Here is a 17,037-nt window from a genome sequence, read left to right as displayed (position 1 = left end):
CCGACTTTCTCGGTCACGCAGCGCGGCGCGGGCGCCCTGGCTGGCGACGGCGGTCTCGCAGGGCGCCGCCGTCGCGTTCGCCGAGCTGGTGAGATACGCGTTCTCCCACGAGGATCCCCGGGCGCTTCACCGGCCTCGCCGTGGCGTGAGCGCCGATCCGTGGCGGCGGCTCCGTGACGGGGCCTCCCCGCGCCAGCGCCGCCACGCGCGCGTGAAGGAGGCCTGCTCGGCGAACCCCACACGGGCGGCGATCTCGCCGAGCGTCAGCACCCCTTCGTCCAGCAGCTGCTCCGCGCGATCGCGGCGTACCTCGTCCAGCATCTCCACGAACGAGGTGCGGCTCAGCGAGAGCTTGCGCTGCAGCGAGCGCACGCTGAGCCCCAGCGCCGAGGCCACCTCGCCGAGGGTCGGCGTGTCGGGCAGGCGCTGCAGCGCAAGGGCGCGCACGGCCACGAGCAGCGCGTCGCTGGTGCGCTGCTCGGCCCCCACCGTGGCCTCGAGGGTCGCCAGCAGCCGCGGGTCAGCGCTGCGCAGGGGCGTCGTCCAGTCGCCCGACGAGAAGCGCAGCGCGGTGCGCCGCGCGCCGAACCGCAAACGGGCCACGCCGAGCAGCTCGACCCACCGCGCGCGCGGCTCGGGGCTGGGTTCGGCCAGCTCGAGCCACGGCATCTCGAGCGACCGGCTCGCCAGCGCCCGCATCCGCGCCAACACGATGCCGAGCACCAGCAGGTCGCTCTCGAGCTGCCCTGGGAAGGGCGGCTGGTTGACGATGACCACGCGCCGCACGCCGCTCCGCAGCCGCTCGAGGAGCAACTGGACGCCGGGCGCGACGAGCGGGAAGACCCGCTGGGCCACCGTGAGCGCCGCCCCCACCGTCGCCGAAGACGCCGCGAGGTAGTCCACCACGCCCATCGTGCCCAGCGGCATCGTCAGCCCCACCTCGAGCGGGAGGGTCCGCCGGCCCGTGCGCGCGATCGCCCGGGCCCACAACGTCGCGAGCGCCAGGTCGTCGTGGATGGGGCCGATCTTCAGCCGCGGAACATCGACCCCGAAGCGACCCAGCGCCTCGGAGATGGCCTGTGCGGTGGCGGCGACGACGGGCATTCCGCGAGGTTACCACGTGGCGCACGAGGACAAACGACTGGCGTGCGGGGACAAACGCCCGAACGCATAGTGGGCGCATGACTGCTGCACAGATACTGGCCAGGGCGTTTCACGAAGATCCTTTCATCTCCTGGGCGGAGCCCGACCCCGCCCGGCGACCGCAAACGATGACCACGGTGTACGGAGCGATGCTGGCGCACGCGGACCGGCACGGCGGGCGGCTGTTCGAGCCCGGGGTCGGCTCGGTGGACTGGAAGCCTCCCGCGCACGCGGGCATGGGCCTCGGAGACGTCGTCCGCAGCGGCCTGTGGCAGGTGATGCTCGTCGCTCCGCCGGCGGTGTGGTGGCGGCTGTCGGCGCACGAAGACGCCGCGATGGCCCGCGTTCGCCCCTTTCTCGGGCAAGGCAGCGTCTACCTCGGCACGCTGGGCGTCGAGCCGTCGCTGGCCGGGCGCGGACACGGGGGCCGGCTGCTCCAGCGCACCCTCGCCGTGCTTTCGGAGCGGTGGACGACCTGCGTTCTGCGTACCGAGCAGCCGCGCAACGCCGCGTTCTACCGCAATCACGGCTTCACGCTGGTGGACGAGAGCGTGGTGCCGGTGAGCGGGCTCCCGGTGCTCGTCTTCTCACGCCCGCTCGAGAAGACGAGGTGACGCCTGCAGGAGCTGGCGTCTTCTGGCTCCAGCACCGGCGCCGAGCGGCAGCACCGGCGGCGCCACCTTGATCTCGCTCACCTCGCAGCGGCGTGAGAGCGGGGACGTCGGCGACCGGCAGCTGGTCCGGGTTCGCCACGAACGGGCAGGAGTCGCGGCCCCCTCCGACGTCTGCCCTCGCTTGGTGGAAGCCCTCGAGGCCGATCTCGTCGGCCCCTTCGTGCCCGACGGCCACCCCCCAGGGCGGCCAGGACTCGGCCCACCGCCGGGGCGACGTCCGGGTGGCGATCGGACGCGCGGGCGACTTCCCATGCGATCCCCGCGGCGGCCTGAGCGAGACCAGCCGGAGCTAGATCAGTCCTGCCGAGTCGTGTCGGGTAGCCCGTGCCGACTCTACTGCTGAGCTTGCTCGGCTTGAAGTCGCGGTGGACCATGCCGCGCCGGTGGATCTCGGCGAGGGTCGAGGGGTGGATCCTGTCGTCCAGAAGGTCGGCCTCGCGCAGGAAGTAGTCGCCTGTGGCGTCGCCCTGCCGGTCGAGGAGCTTCAGCACGACCGGTAAGCCGGATTGCAGGTCCTGGGCGCTGTACACGACGCTCGTGCCGCCGGAGGCGACCTTCGCCTCGATCGCGAAGCGATCTGCGATAATGTCCCCCGTCCTGGCGGGCGCTCCCTCGGCCGACACAGCGGGATCCTGCAGGGAGCGTCGGTGGGCGACGAGCGCGGAGCGCAGGAACCGCGCAGGGGAGGGGCATCGATCCATGGAGTCTACCGAAGGCCAGCGAGAGAACAGCGACCGCGCGCTCGTCGAGGAGCTGAAGCGCGAAAACGAGGCGCTCCGGCGTCGCGTGGCGGAGCTCGAGGTGCCGGCGCGCCGCTATCGATCGCTCTCCGACGCAGGGATCGTCAGCTTTCAAATCCTTGATCCGCAGAGTCGGACCGTCGAGGTGAGCCCCGGCTTCGAGCGGATCTGGCGGCTGCGCGTGGAGGATCTCACCGGATACCTGCTGCTGGAGGACGAGCAGATCGTGGCGAACGGCTTCATGGACCAGCTGGAGCGGGCGTTCCACACCGGCGAGCCCGTGCAGCTCCCGACGATACGTTACGATCCGGCCGCGACCGACAAGATCCAGTGCGGCACGTTTCGCTGGGTCGCCGCGGCGCTGCACCCGGTCACGGGCGCCGAGGGAGAGGTCTGCGAGGTCGTCATGCTCCACATGGATGTCGGCGAGCTGAAGCAGTCGGAGGAGGAGCTCCGCCGTCACAGCGATGAGCTCGCGGCCGCCGTCGCCGAGCGGACGGCGGAGCTCACGCAGAAGCTCCGGTTGATCGACGAGCAGCAGCACGCCATCGCCGAGCTCTCCACGCCGGTACTGCGGCTCTGGGAAGGTGTCCTGGCGCTGCCGTTGATCGGGCGCATCGACGGCGACCGCGCGGCGCGCATGCTGGACACGCTCCTCCGGGCGATCGCCGACACGAGCGCCGAGCAGGTCCTGCTCGACGTGACCGGCGTGCCGGACATGGATCAGGACGCGGCGTCGCACCTGAGCGCCGCGGCGCGCGCAGCGGCGCTCCTCGGGGCCCGGTGCGTGATCGTGGGGCTCTCCGCGAGGGCGGCGCGCACGCTCGTCGAGCTTGGCCTCGACTTCGAGGGCGTCGCGAGGTTCGCGAACCTGCAGGAGGGGCTGCGCGACGCCCTCGCGCGGCGGCGCAGGTCGGAGCCCGGCGTGGCACCGCGCCCGGCGCGCTGACGATCGCCGGTCGCGCAGCCCCCGCTGTCCTCACGGGCTGATCGTCCCTTCGAGGTCGACCGCACTGGCGAGCTCGATCCGGTCGCGGCTGGCCGCGGCCTGTTCCTCGCCGTGGCCTACTTGTCGCCGTGGCCTACTTGTCGCCGTGAATCGAGAGATGATAGCTGTTGCCGGCATCCACCTGCGCGACGGCGACCCTGTAGGTGTCGTTGTCCTCGGTCTCGTACGAGATCACGCCCCCGGTCTCCGTGACGGTCTGGGCGAAGGTCAGGACCCAGTCGCCCGAGAAGTTCTTGTAGTGCACCCGCAGCTCCACCGTGCCCGACGTGGAGTCCACGTGGGCGTGGAACCATTTGACGCCCTTGAGCTCCTCCCAATGGTAGTCGGTCCTGTCGGTCCAGCAAAAGTTGATATCGAGGCCGCTGACGTCGCACCAATCGTCCACGAAGTCGCTCGCCGTCAGGGCCTGCGCGGCGCTCCCGAGCGCCTCTCCGGCGCCCGCCTGCGGAGTCGGCGCCGACGCCTCGATCACGTCGGGCTCCGTCGCGGCGCGGCGCGGGCCGCGGGCGAGCCGTCCCGCGTCCATGCGCTGCTGCGCCGCGATCAGCGCCGGCGGCGCGGCCTCTCGCGAGAGCGCCTCGTAGAGCGCGACGGGTGGCAGCCGCTCCAGGGACTCGGGTATGTCGCCCCTGGTGAACCCCAGCACGCGCCCCTCCTCCGGCTCGTAGAAGTGGACCTCGGCGCCGTTCGCGAGGTGCAGGCTCGCGATCGGGGCGAGCCCCTCCTCGACCGCCTCGGCCCCCGATTCCTGCCCCACGGCGCAGCCGCCAACGAGGCAGAGCCCCAGGGCGAGGGCCGCGGCGCGACGGGCGGTGTGAGCCATCGAGAGGTCGCGAAGCATCGAATCGATGATCATTGTCATTCTCCTCGGTCGTTCATGGGTCATGTGCGGACGTCTGCCCGCGTGTCCGGCCAGCGCGCGGCACGACCCCGCTGTGCGACGCTCGCGGCGCGTCCGCGGGCCTATCCGCGAGTCCGTGGGCTCGACAGCGCGTCGTGCGAGGCGTTCGCCTTCGCCTCGAGCGCATGAGCAAGGTCGGGGCCAGAGGCGATGTCGTCCTGCGAGCGGTCGCCGGCTTCACCCGGGATTCACGAAGGGCGCACTTTCTCCCGTCCCGCGCTCCGGATGGTGCTTTCCCCGGAACGCGCGCGCCTGTCACGCGACACCTGGATCCCTGCCACACCGACCGGGTGTGGCAGGTGTCAGGTGTGGCGGGGGGTGACACCTCGCAGCCGTGGCTGCGGCGGGCGCGCGCTCGAGCGGGATGGCATGGGCGACGTGGTCGTCCTGGCGGGACTGTCCCGCGGGGGCGAACCGGTGCGAGCCGGTGCTCTGTCGGGGATTTCAGGGAGACGTGACGACGGATCGCAGCCCGTCGATGGGGGTGGGCCCAACCGGCGAGCCTCGATCCTGGGAAGCTCGCGTCGGCCGACGCGTCGCCTCGGGCTGTCGTGGTTGCCTCGCTCGCCGGCACCCTGAACCGCGCCGTCGCCCTTGGGGATGAGGAGGCGGCGCGGATCGTTCACGAGGGGATCGGTCGGCTGCTCGGCCTGGTGCCAGCACCGGAGGGGAGAGAAAGGTCGCGCCGACGGTAGCAAGCCGCACTGACGAGGCGCCCGGAACCAACATATCCAACGAGTTCACTCGGCTGTGCAATCAGGTAGTGCTGTCATTTGAACATGAAGGCGGTAAGGCGGGAAGAAAATCTCAATGATCTTCCCGCCTTACCGCCTTCATGTGAACCCTCTCTGGGCAAATGACAGAACCACCTGCAATCATGTCTATACCACGCTGGTGAACTCCCATATCACGGACGCTCTCCGCTCCGCGAGGAGCACCGCACGTGTCGTGCAGCGAGGACAGAGCGAAGCTTGCTTGTCAGAGCGATGCCTGCTTGTCAGAGCGATGCCTGCTTGTGACGCCCTCTCACCAAGGCACGACGGCTCGCGCGCCCTCGGTGGTGCCGCGAGCCACCACCAGACATGGAGGCGCGTCCCTCCAGCCCGCGTCCCTCGCGCCGCGCCCCTTCCAGGATCTCGGCTGAACCAGCCTCCCCGCTCGACCCGCTCCCCTCGTGGGCCCTGGTACGCCTCATGCCAGTGTCCGCCTGGTCTCCGCACGAAGGAAGCCGCCCGCGAGACTTGCTGCAACGATCAAGGAGAGACGATGATGCCCACGAACACGACCCACAAGACCCGCTCCCTCGTCCTATCGCTCACCATGGCCGCCGGCCTGGCCGTTACAGCGTTCACGTCCCCTGCGGCGGCCGGGCCGCTGCCGACGCTCTCCGGATGGGGCGTGCGCGGCGATGCCAGCTTCATGGGGTCGGTGAGCCAGCAGGCCGACGGCTCGCTCAGGGGGCATTTCACGATCATCATCCACAATCCCGGCGAAGCCCCCGTCACCTGCCGCTACCTGCGCTTCCGTCCTCATACCGTGAGCGGCGGGAGCTGGAGCTTCGATGGCCATGGCACGTGCTGGAGCTCGGGCGGCACGTTCGCTGCGGCGAACCGCTTCGCCTTCTCTGACCTGGGCAGCCCAGGCGCGGGCGTCGACGCCGTCGACGTGAACTACTACGGCGCGGTCGGCGTCTCGATCCCCGGCGGCTTTTTCGATGACGGCGACATCGTCTACACGCCTTGAGGCCAGCCGCGATCCAGCGGGGCGGCATGTCCGCCCCGCGAAACTGTCATGCCGATCAGAGGGAGATGGAGCATCCGGACGCCGCCGAAGCGCACGTGTACACGCCCGAACCTTGATGGTCCACGCACGCGCCATTCGCGCATTCGTCGCCCGCGGTGCACGTCGCGCCGTTCGGCCTCTTCGGCGCACAGACGGGTGGGTCGCTTGAGGTGTCGCAGTTGCCCTCTTTGCACTGACTGTCATTGGCGCACGGCTGCCCGTTGGCCTCGGGGTCGCTGCAGATGGTCTCGCCACCCGAGTCGTTGCAGTAGCCGCTCAGGCACGCGCGGTCGCTCTCACATGCCTGGCCGTTGGGCTTCGCCGCGACGCAAAAAGAGCCACGTTTGCTCGGGCACACAAGGCCATCGCCACATTCGTGCGTGCATGGATCGCCGGACCCCGGCTTCACCACGCACGTACCGAGGTGCGCAAAGATCGCGACCTCGCAGTAGGTGTCCGCGTCTGCGCATTCCGCGGACACCGCGCAGTCGCCCCCCGTCGCGACCTTCGCGACGAACGCGCCGTCGCATGCGAGCCACGCTCCGGAGGCTCCCATTGCCTCGAAGTCGGGGCACGACAGCGCTTGCATGTGATCGATGCAAGCGTGCGCCGGCCCCTCGCGGAACTCGAGCCGCCCTGCCGCGACAGCTTCCGCCTGGAGCTCGGGGTGCGCGCCCATCGAGGATCGGAGCTGGTCCACGCACGAGTCTGCAGGAACCGTCACGCCGCAGCATGCGGTGAGGTTCGCACAGAGCGCGCCAAGGAGAGCGTCATGGAAGTCGTGGACGGAGAAGTCGTGGACGGGTGAATCGGTGCAGCCGATCACTGCCACGAGCGGGAGGAGCATGATGCCTGCGATCCCATGGCGGACGCGCCTAGTCGGGTCGCCATCGCGGATCTGCCGTCGAAACTCCTTGGCGTTGCGAGTGAGCTCGGCGAGGTTCCTGTAGGGGTCGTCACGTCGGGCGTTACAGGTGTCGTTGTCATAGGGGTAGAGCACAGTCCACTTCGACGCGTTGCGGGGCAAAAAGTTTGATTTCACAGACAGGCAACGCGAAGCGTTGGGCCGGCAGAGTGCGGGGACGCAGGCACGAGCCCGACACAGGCGGCAGCGCATCGAAGGGCCCGGCCACGGCGCGGCGAGCGAAGGAGACTCGTTCGGCGCTCTGCCGCCAGGCCAGGCGCCGACCCCGATCGGTGACGCCGCGGGCCCTTCACCGCGGGCGATGCGGCGGCGGAGGGCGCCCCGTTGGGCCACACCGGAGCCGCCTTCGGCGGCGAGACAGGCGGAATCTATCAAAATCGCTAATGTTTCCGGCGACCGCTCGTCATCGACCGTTTTTTCTGGCGGGACTGTTCCGCGGGGACGAACCGTAGCGAGCCGTCGGATCCCTGGGGATCTGGGGTGGGCGTGACGACGGATCGCAGCCCCTCGGAAGGCGTGGGCCCAAGCCGGGCCCAATCGTCGAGCCCCGGGCCTGGGGAGCTCGCCGTGACCGATCCGTCGCGTGGGGCGGCCGTGGTCGCCTCGCTCGCCAGCACCCTGAGCCGCGCCGTCGCCCTCGGGGATGAGGTGGCGGCCCGGGTCGTTCACGAGACGATCGGTCGCCTGCTCGTGAGGAACTCGAATCGTTCCTCGCGCACGCTCGCGAAACCTACGAGCGGCCGCCTCCTCGGTACGTAGAGCAGGCGTTTCGCGGTTACCTGCGCTGCGGAGTCCTCGCATGGATTTCTACGGTTCCATTGCGATGAGTGCGGTCAGGACCTCCTGGCTCGACCCCGAGCTCTACTTGCAAGAGATCCTGACCGTGGCTCCCAGCTACCCGCTCCGTCGCCGCCTCGACCTGAGTCCCAAGGGCGCTGACAGCTCCAGCACCCTCGTCGTCGTGCTGGGGACTTCAACGCCCGCCTCCGTGCTCCGTCGCTTCGCCATCGCAAGGCGACTTTACGCACTCGGCTGTCTCCGACAAGGATGCTTCGGAACGCGCTCCGCGGAGCGGCTACGCCGAAGCGTGCGACGCGCTCGCATCAAAGGCGTCAGCCTGCCAGTGATCGGTTGCAACCGGCTTGACTGCTGGCCTTCTCCGAGACGCTGCCCCTGACCGGGCCGTGCCCCCCTGCCTTGGACCGTTGACAAGGGGCAAGCAGTGAACTACAAATGTAGTTCTTCAGAGGGCGTTCCAAGAACCTCTCCTGACGTGGAGATGCGTGAGGGCTTTGTCAGGAAGTGTGCGATGAAGAGGCGTTCGGCGGCGGCAGTTGCCGCAATCGCCACGCAGCCCTGAGCCCGTCCCGGACGGTTTGACTTAAAAGAGGAGTGCCATGGAAAAGAGCGTGCTTGATTGCAAGTTTCCCTCGACGTTGTTCGGCGGTGCGGCGTTGTTGCTTTCTCTGGTGAGCGCTTGTGCGACGCAACCGTCGCCGGCGCCAGTGTCCCCTGACTCGAAGCTCCCGCTGAACGGGCCGGAGGCGACGCCGGCCGCTCGAACGCAGGAAACCGAGGGCAGCGCGGCTCCAGTGCCGGCGGCCAGCGCCAACCAACTTGCCTCGCCTGCAGCGGAAACGCACCCGAATGCGCAAGCTCCGGCGACACCCGCGCCAAGCTCCGCAGTGAGCACGGAGCGCGCCCAGGAACCGAAAACTGCCCAGGGAATCTCGCGCACGCTGCTCGATCAGTCGGACTTGCAGGATTTTCCCGGGTGGGAGACGCGGATGTACCTCATCGAGTATGCGCCCGGCGTCGCGGCGCCGCCGCACCACCACCCGGCGGCAGGCGTCGGGTACGTAGTGAGCGGCAGCTTCGAATCCACCTTCGAGGGCGGCAAGACCATCGAGGTCCGCGACGGGCAGAGCTTTCGGGACTTGCCGAACGTGTCCCACGTGATGTTCAAGAACACGAGCGCTACGAAGCCGCTCAAGTTCGTCATATCTTACGTGGTTCGCAAGGGCGTTCCAGTACTGGTCGTCCCGTGACCACGCTTCGCGTCGTCGAAACAACGGTCGGCTAGTCCCCCAGAGCAGCGATTTCCGCGAATCGTTGCTCTGGAGCTCACCAGGCCACCCAGCGTGGTGTAGACAATACCATCCCGGTGAACGAAAGGGCGAATTGCCCCGGGAGCTGCACGCCCGTGATGTTCCCGTCGGTCCCGGCCGTCCCCCGGCCGACCACGGTGACGCGATTCGCGTCGACGAGCGCGAGCGAGAAATGCTCAGCCGCCGATAGCGTCCCGTTGCCGACGAGCAACACGATGGGCCCCCGTACGCGGGCGAATCCAGCGGGCCGAACGTATCGACGAACGGACACCCAGAAGCCGCGTGTCCGCATCCTCTACCAACGCGCCCACGACCCACGAACTCTCGCGCGCTGCTGACGGGGGGTGGGAGCTGCTGAAGAAATCCACGCGGCGTCCGTCGACATCAAGAGCTGTCCGTAACGAAGCGAGCGGTTGGAAGCGAACCTCGTCCAAACGCAGCGGAATTTTCGAACACCTCGCATCATCCTTCTTTCTTTTTACTTGATCGGTCAGTCGCAGCAGCTCCACAGTTGCAGGCATGCGTATCGCTTCCTTCAGCGTGCTCGCGTTCACATTCGCCTGCTCCAGCTCGCCAGACGAGCCCGGCGGCTCGGGAGGCGCAGGGGGCGCCGCCGCGGGCGCCCCGGGCACGAGCGGCACTGGCGGCGTCACCCAACCCAACGGAGGCGCGACGAGCCCCGGCGGCGATGCGACGAATGGCGGCGCAACGACAGGAGGAGCCGCGATGGGCGGAGCGTCGACGGGCGGCGAGCCAGCCGGCGGCTCCTCGGAGAGCGCGGGCACAGCGGGCGGCGGAGCGTCGGCAGGAGCTGGCGGAGCGAATGACGGAGCCGGCGGGGCGGGTGGCGGAGCCGGCGGAGCGAGCGGCGGAACCGGCGGCGACGGTGCCTGCGTCAAGAACCTCGCCTGCAAGCTGGACCCACCGCCGAGCACCGGCGACCTCGCGCAAGACTGCGTCGATCGCATCAACCAGTTCCTCACGCAGTGCGCTTGCCTGCCTGCGCTCAAGCGCCGCGAAGACGGCGAAGCCTGCGCCAACGAGATGGCGAAATACGACGCCGATCACAACGAGGCTCACGCCGGCATCCGAGCAAGAATCTGTGAGCCCGGCGGCTCGCAAAACTCCTGCCCTGGCTACTCCTCCGACAAGCAAGTCATCGGCCTGTGCATGCAACAGATGTGGGACGAAGGCCCGCCGCCCACCGCAGACTGCACCGGCGACTGCTACGAAATGTACGGCCACTTCATCAACATGACCGACGACTCCGTCACCCAGGTCGCCTGCGGCTTCTACACGACGAGCAGCGGCAAAGTCTGGGCCGTCCAGAACTTCACGCGCTGAGAGCGCGGGTGGGCCCCGCGCTCGAGATCGAGGGCGGCGTCCTGCCCCGCGACGGGTCGGTGCCGATCGGCGCCTTCTCCAGGGGCCTGTACTTGCATGACCGTCACCTGCTCGGTGATCGCGATCATCGGCGTGGACAGCTCCGCTAGCCGGCTCTGCTGCAGCCGGATGATCTCCTCCTGCAACGCTGCGCGGCGCTGCGTTCTCGCGCGCCGACATATCGAGCGCGAGCCGGGTGCTCGGCGAGCGCCTCCGCCGCGGCAGCGAGCGTCGCGGCCCGCCGCCCCCCGGCCCGCCGCTCCGCCATGGGCGATAGCCCGGCGGGTTGTCGAAATTCGCGGCGAAAACGCGCCCTCACCGCGTGGCGTGCGGCGTGCCTTGTCGGCGCCGTGTGGCCAGCGCGGCTCGTACCACGGGCGTCGTCTACGAGCGCCGTCGTCCGGAGAAGACGACGCTCTACGAGATCGTGCGCGACAACGTGGAGACGCTGTACGGGGCCATCGACGACGGCGCCATCGCCGTCCGGATACCCAAGCACGCGAAGAAGGAGCTCGAAGCCTACCTCGACTGCGGGCTGCTCTGCCGCGGGTTCGTGCGGCCCCGGTGCGAGCGCTGCGAAGAGAGTCGGCTGGTGGCCTTCAGCACCAGCGCGAGCGGGACGAAGCGGTTCGCGAGCGACAGCGCCCCGGCGGCGACCTCCACGCCCTTGATGAGCGGCACCATGTACCCCATCGCCGTCAGGGCATCCAGGAACGCCGCCGCGCGCTCCGGCACCGTGGGGGGCGGGATGAAGCCCAGAAAGCCGTTGAGCCCGAAGACGAAGAGCATGAGACCGAACAGCACGCGCGCCACCGGAGGCCTGCCGACCCGTCCAGACTGACAGGCCCCGCGGGCGCAGAGCAGTCCGCGCCCCGGCAACACACCGCTTCCCGCACGGAACCACGAGCGGCGGTCCAGCATCCTCGATTCACGGGAAGACACCTGTGCACCGGGAGGACGGTGTGCGGAGCCTGCCCCGCGCAGCGGCCGCCGCGACGGGCGGGCGCTCAGGCATGTCCAAGGTGCTGACCGGGTATCTCGACCGCCTCGTGCGGTGAACGGCGTCGAGCAGAGGCAACGACGAAGAGGTCGCGGCGCTGCGCGGAGGTCCCGCGGCCGCACGGCTCACGGAAGGACGTTGAGGTGGTCGAACCGCGCGACCCCGGGCGGCTCCGTGGGGGCGGCGTCGATCGTGCCGGCGCCGATCACGATGCGGAGCGAGGAGACAGAGGTCGTGCTGTCTTCGGCGTGCTGCACCGTCCACTCGTAGCCGTCCTGGAAAGTTTCCCAGGTGAGCCGGCCATCCGACTCGCCGAACGCGACGAACAGCGGTGCCGTAGGATCGTAGTCGACCGACGTGAGGATGGGGGGTGACAGCCCCGTGCCGAGCTTGATATCGAGCTGCGTCCCGGCGAACCCCATCTCGATGTACTGAGCGTCCTCGGTGACCGCCGAGACGTGCGCGTACGCCCGACAAGGGCGGCATCATGACGTCGGGGCATATGGCAGTCGACGTCCCGGGGAGCCCAGGCGAGGCCGACGCGCGCGCGCCCGCAAGCCAGCGCCGACGTCGGTGGTCACGGACCATCAGCGCCCGGGCGCGGCGGCTTGCGTCTGGACCTCACGGACACGACGCTGGCAGCGCTCGAGGTCGGCGCGGGCCTGCTCCTCCGGAAAGCCGAGCAGGCGCTTTCGGATGTCGAGGGGCATGCAGTAGGTGGTGGCAGTCCACAGCTTCGGGTCGTCGGCGCCCGAGAGCGGCTCGAGGTCGCTCCACACGATCACCGCCTTGTCGTCCGAGGCCGTGACGATGCGCCTTCCATCGGGGCTCCACACCGCCGTGTTGACGGCATCGTCGTGCCCAAGGAGCACGAGGGGCTGGCCCGTGCCGTCGGCCTTCCACACGCGCACCGTCTTGTCCTGCGACGCGGAAACGATGCGCTGGCCGTCTGGGCTAAACGCCGCCCCATAGACGCTACCGTCGTGTCCAAGGAGCACGAGGGGCTGGCCCGAGCCGTCGGCCTTCCACACGCGCACCGTCCTGTCCTCGGACGCGGAGACGATGCGCTGGCCATCGGGGCTCCACGCCGCCCCATAGACGACACCGTCGTGACCACGGAGCACGAGGGGCTGGCCCGAGCCATCGGCGTTCCACACGCGCACCGTCTTGTCTTTCGACGCGGAGACGACGCGCCCGCCATCGGGGCTCCACGCCGCCCCATAGACGACAGCGTCGTGACCACGGAGCACGAGGGGCTGGCCCGAGCCATCGGCGTTCCACACGCGCACCGTCCTGTCTTCGGACGCGGAGACGATGCGCTGGCCGTCAGGGCTCCACGCCGCTGTATTGACGCCACCGTCATGGCCACGGAGCACAAGGGGCTGGCCCGAGCCGTCGGCCTTCCACACGCGCACCGTCCCGTCCCACGACGCGGAGGCGATGCGCCGGCCGTCGGGGCTGAACGCCGCCCCATAAACGATATGGTCGCAACCACGGAGCACGAGGGGCTGGCCCAAGCCGTCCGCCTTCCACACGCGCACCGTCCTGTCAGAAGCGGCGGAGACGATGCGCTGGCCATCGAGGCTGAACGCCGCCGCGTTGACGCAGTCGCTGTGACCACGGAGCACGAGGGGCCGGACCGAGCCGTCGGCGTTCCACACGCGCACCGTCCTGTCTTCGGACGCGGAGACGATACGCTGGCCGTCGGGGCTCCACGCCGCCGTAGGGACGCGGTCTGCGTGACCACGGAACACGAGGGGCTGGCCCGAGCCGTCGGCGTTCCACACGCGCGCCGTCTTGTCAAAAGACGCGGAGACGATGCGCTGGCCGTCGGGGCTAAACGCCGCCCCGTAGACGCTACCGTCGTGACCACGGAGCACGAGGGGCTGGCCCGAGCCGTCGGCGTTCCACACGCGCATCGTCCTGTCTTCGGACCCGGAGACGATGCGTCGGCCGTCGGGGCTCCACGCTGCCGTAAAGACGAAATCGTCGTGACCACGGAGCACGAGGGGCTGGCCCGAACCGTCGGCGTTCCACACGCGCACTGTCTTGTCCATCGACGCCGAGACGATGCGCTGACCGTCGGGGCTGAATGCCGCCGCATAGACGCGGTCGTCGTGACCACGGAGCACGAGGGGCAGTCCCGAGCCGTCACTGTTCCACACGCGCACCGTCTTGTCCCACGACGCAGAGGCGATGCGCTGGCCGTCAGGGCTAAACGCTGCTGCATAGACGACAGCGTCGTGACCACGGAGCACGAGGGGCAGTCCCGAGCCGTCAGCGTTCCACACGCGCACTGTCTTATCTGCCGACGCGGAGACGATGTGCTGGCCGTCGGGGCTGAACGCCGCCGCATAGACGTGGTCCTCATGACCACGGAGCACGAGGGGCAGTCCCGAGCCGTCACTGTTCCACACGCGCACCGTCTTGTCCCACGAAGCGGAGACGATGCGCTGGCCGTCAGGGCTGAATGCGGCAGACCAGGCAAAATCCTCGTGGAGGAGCACCATCGTGGCGACGCCTGCACCCCGTGCCCACCGCGCAAGCTCGCCCCATCCCGGCGGCGCCGGGCCCGGCTCGATCTCGCGGAGTAGCGCGAGCATCGTGGTGGGGTCTCCCTGGCACTCGCGGGCCGCGGCCATCCGCGTGGCATTCCGGGCGCTCGCGGCGCTGCGCTCTGCCTCGGCCCTCTCCGCCTCGGCCCTCTCCGCCGCCCGCTTCGATTGGACCGCCAGAGCGGAGACCAGGAGCACGACCAGGCTCAGGGCACCGAACAGCACCGCGACGACCTGCCTCCTCCTCCGTCGTTCCCGCTCCCCCAGCGCCACCACCGCCGCGAGGTAGCGCGCCTCCCGCGCGCCCTGCTGCGCGCCCGCCGCCGGGCCCTGCCGCTTCTGCCAGCGCCGGGCTTCCTCCGCCGCCTCGCCTCGCCAGAGCAGGCCGTCGGCGCAGCCGCTCGCCTCCCATTGCTTGGCCGCGGGGCGCACCCGCGCGAGAAACTCCGCCTCTTCGTGGTTCTCGTCCAGCCACCGCCCGAGCTTGGGCCAGCACGCGATCAGCGATTCGTGCACCAGCTCCACGGTCGCGAAGGCGCGCTCTTCGCCAGTCTCGATCGAGAGCAGCCGCGCTTCGGAGAGGCGGAAGACGACCCGCTCCACCGCGTCTCCCACGTCGCCGAGCTCTCGCAGGTCGGGCAAGCTCACCACGGCGCGCGTCCGCTCGGGTGAGACCAGCCGGAGGAAGATCGCCCGGCAACGCCTCTGATCGATCCACGAGAAGCCTGCGAACACGGCGTCGGCATGGGTGGAGAGCGCGCCCGCGACACCCCCGAGCTTCTCGTAGCTCTCTTGCGTCAGGAGCCGGCGCCCACGATCGCGCGCCTCCCACAGCTTGGTCGCGGTGAACTGCAAGAGCGGCAGGGGGCTCGCCGCGCTCTCCAGGGCGCGGAGCATCGCTAGCGTCATCTCGGCGGTCTCGAAGCGATAGCCGAGAGCCTCGACCGGCCGCATCAGCGCCGCCACGAGGCCGTTCGGGTCGAGGGGCGGCAGGAACCAGAGCCCGCGGGTCACCTCGGTCATGAGCCGGCGATCTTCGGCCAGCCGGTCGAGGAAGTCCGAGCGCATGCAGAGCACGACGCGGAGCGGGGACAACGCGTCGTCGGCGACGCCCTCCAGGCACGCGACGAACGCGGCCCGCTCCGCCGGATCGATGCCCTGCGTGTAAAGCTCCTCGAGCTGATCGACGAAGACGAGAATCTTGTGCTCGGCGCTCTGGCTGCGGCAACGCGCGCGCAGCCGGGCGCCCAGGAGGCCGGGCTGGGCGCGCAGGGCCGCGATGAGCGCATCGGGGTCGCTCGCCGAGGAGAGGGCGTGCGAGCTCGACGCGTCGGGTGGAGCTCCCGTCGTCACCGGCGTGGCCGCGATCTGCGCGAGCAGGTCGGCGAGCGCGTGGAGCGGCCTTCGCCCCGGCCTGCGCGTGAACGCCTCCCAGGGCTCGCCCGAGCGCTTCAGCGCGGGGATCACGCCCGCGCGCACGAACGACGATTTTCCCGCGCCGGACGGCCCGGCAACCATCACGAGCGGCTGGCTGCGAAGACGCCCGAGGAGCGCGGCGACGTCGTGATCGCGCCCAAAGAAGCGCCCGGCGTCCACCTCCTGGAACGCGCCCAGCCCGGCAAAGGGGCTCGCGTCCTCGCGGAGCGCCGGCGCCTTCGCGCCCGGCAGCAAGGGCTCGAGCGCCGCGATGAGCTCCTCGGTTCCGCCGAAGCGCTCGTCCGGGCGCTTCTTCAGGCAGCGATCGATCACGTCGCCCAGCGCGCCCAGGTCGGGACGCGTGTCGCTTGCGCGCGGCATGGGCACGTCGAGACTCCGAACCTGCCCGAGTTGCCCCACCGCGAACGGCGCGAGCGGGTGCGTCCCGGTGCAGAGCTCGAAGAGCATGATCCCCACGGCCCACAGATCCGTCCTGGGATCGACCTTCTCCGCCCGCCATTGCTCCGGCGCCATGTACGGGACGGTGCCGACGAGCGCTCCTTCCTGCGTCAACGCCGGTAGCCAGCGCGAATTCGCGCCCTGGGCCGCGAGCCGCTCGATCTCGTCGGCTTCGAGCTGCTTGGCGATACCGAAGTCGAGCACCTTGATCGGCCCCGCCTCGGTCAAAAAGACATTCTCCGGCTTGAGGTCACGGTGCACGATCCCGAGCGCGTGGGCGCAGCCCAGCGCGCGCACCACCGGGAGCATCAGCTCGACCGCGAGGCTCAGCGGCAGCGGCCCTCCTCGCTCGACCAGGAAGGCGCGCAGCGTGCGGCCCTCCAGGTGCTCGAGCACCATGTAAGGAACGCGGTCGACCTCGTCCACCTCGTGGATCACCACGATGTTCTCGTGCTTGCAGCGCGCCGTGGACCGCGCCTCGGCGAGGAAGCGCTCGGCGCTCCGACCGTCGGACTCGAGGAGGACCTTGACGGCGACCAGTCGGCCCAGCTTGGTGTCGCGGGCCAGGTAGACCACGCCCATGCCACCCTGGCCCAGCTTGCGGATGATCTCGTAGTGCTTGAGGGTGGAGTCCACCTGCGGAGCCGCGACCGCCGGGTGCAGGGGTCGCGACCGCAGGGCTGCGGTGGCGATCCGCGCGCGACCGAGGGCGCCCGTCGCGTCGTCCTGATCGCTGGTCTGGAGGACCTCCCCCGGCGGCGATCCCTCGGCGACGCCACGCAAGGATTCTCCCGGAGGCACCGCCACGCTGCTGAACTCCAGCTCGGCCAGCCGAGCGACGATGACGCGGCAAACCGCACATCCGTCGATGTGGTGCGCGATCGCCTCGAAACCTGACGGATACGCGGCGTACTCTGCGAGCTGGTTGTCCGTGGGGCAGTC

At 69.7% G+C, this 17,037-nt stretch carries 11 protein-coding genes; 6 read left to right on the top strand and 5 right to left on the bottom strand.

Annotated features, from left to right (window positions below; all coding sequences use genetic code 11):
- Positions 1 to 126 precede the first annotated feature (126 nt).
- Positions 127 to 1,104: an AraC family transcriptional regulator ligand-binding domain-containing protein gene (locus tag WME85_RS06270; RefSeq protein ID WP_437836072.1), complete on the bottom strand. Its 978-nt coding sequence runs from the start codon at positions 1,102 to 1,104 to the stop codon at positions 127 to 129.
- A gap of 176 nt (positions 1,105 to 1,280) precedes the next feature.
- On the opposite strand from WME85_RS06270, the gene WME85_RS06265 reads away from it, so the two are divergent.
- Positions 1,281 to 1,757: a GNAT family N-acetyltransferase gene (locus WME85_RS06265; RefSeq protein ID WP_437836070.1), complete on the top strand. Its 477-nt coding sequence runs from the start codon at positions 1,281 to 1,283 to the stop codon at positions 1,755 to 1,757.
- Positions 1,758 to 2,516: 759 nt separating this feature from the next.
- On the top strand, positions 2,517 to 3,506 hold the full coding sequence (locus tag WME85_RS06260; RefSeq protein ID WP_437836068.1) for an STAS domain-containing protein: 990 nt from the start codon (positions 2,517 to 2,519) through the stop codon (positions 3,504 to 3,506).
- A gap of 133 nt (positions 3,507 to 3,639) precedes the next feature.
- Here WME85_RS06260 and WME85_RS06255 read toward each other — a convergent pair whose 3' ends face one another.
- The gene (locus WME85_RS06255) at positions 3,640 to 4,422 is read right to left on the bottom strand and encodes a hypothetical protein (RefSeq protein WP_437836066.1); all 783 of its coding nucleotides are present in this window, start codon (positions 4,420 to 4,422) and stop codon (positions 3,640 to 3,642) included.
- 1,311 nt (positions 4,423 to 5,733) lie between these two features.
- Between WME85_RS06255 and WME85_RS06250 the strand changes: the two genes are divergently transcribed.
- Both WME85_RS06250 and WME85_RS06245 read left to right on the top strand, forming a co-directional pair.
- Complete coding sequence (locus WME85_RS06250; protein WP_437836064.1) at positions 5,734 to 6,210, top strand: hypothetical protein; 477 nt, start codon at positions 5,734 to 5,736, stop codon at positions 6,208 to 6,210.
- Between the two features lie 2,361 nt (positions 6,211 to 8,571).
- Positions 8,572 to 9,222, top strand: coding sequence for a cupin domain-containing protein (locus tag WME85_RS06245; RefSeq protein WP_437836062.1), 651 nt, complete (start codon positions 8,572 to 8,574; stop codon positions 9,220 to 9,222).
- A gap of 76 nt (positions 9,223 to 9,298) precedes the next feature.
- On the opposite strand, the gene WME85_RS06240 is transcribed toward WME85_RS06245, so the two are convergent.
- Positions 9,299 to 9,574 carry a S41 family peptidase gene (locus tag WME85_RS06240; protein WP_437836060.1) on the bottom strand — a complete coding sequence of 92 codons (276 nt, stop codon included), beginning with the start codon at positions 9,572 to 9,574 and terminating at the stop codon, positions 9,299 to 9,301.
- 434 nt (positions 9,575 to 10,008) lie between these two features.
- Here WME85_RS06240 and WME85_RS06235 point away from each other — a divergent pair, with 434 nt between their 5' ends.
- Together WME85_RS06235 and WME85_RS06230 are read left to right on the top strand one after the other, a co-directional pair.
- Positions 10,009 to 10,626, top strand: a complete 618-nt coding sequence (locus WME85_RS06235; protein WP_437836058.1) for a CAP domain-containing protein — start codon at positions 10,009 to 10,011, stop codon at positions 10,624 to 10,626.
- 391 nt (positions 10,627 to 11,017) lie between these two features.
- Positions 11,018 to 11,506 (top strand): hypothetical protein, encoded by a 489-nt coding sequence (locus WME85_RS06230; protein ID WP_437836057.1) that lies wholly within the window; start codon positions 11,018 to 11,020, stop codon positions 11,504 to 11,506.
- 284 nt (positions 11,507 to 11,790) lie between these two features.
- Here WME85_RS06230 and WME85_RS06225 read toward each other — a convergent pair whose 3' ends face one another.
- Both WME85_RS06225 and WME85_RS06220 read right to left on the bottom strand, forming a co-directional pair.
- Positions 11,791 to 12,087 (bottom strand): hypothetical protein, encoded by a 297-nt coding sequence (locus tag WME85_RS06225; RefSeq protein WP_437836055.1) that lies wholly within the window; start codon positions 12,085 to 12,087, stop codon positions 11,791 to 11,793.
- A gap of 165 nt (positions 12,088 to 12,252) precedes the next feature.
- The gene (locus WME85_RS06220; RefSeq protein WP_437836053.1) at positions 12,253 to 16,878 is read right to left on the bottom strand and encodes an nSTAND1 domain-containing NTPase; all 4,626 of its coding nucleotides are present in this window, start codon (positions 16,876 to 16,878) and stop codon (positions 12,253 to 12,255) included.
- Positions 16,879 to 17,037 lie beyond the last annotated feature (159 nt).

Source organism: Sorangium sp. So ce1153 (genome assembly GCF_051521595.1).
Classification (GTDB): domain Bacteria; phylum Myxococcota_A; class Polyangia; order Polyangiales; family Polyangiaceae; genus Sorangium.
This window is presented reverse-complemented; position numbering and strand designations above follow the sequence as displayed.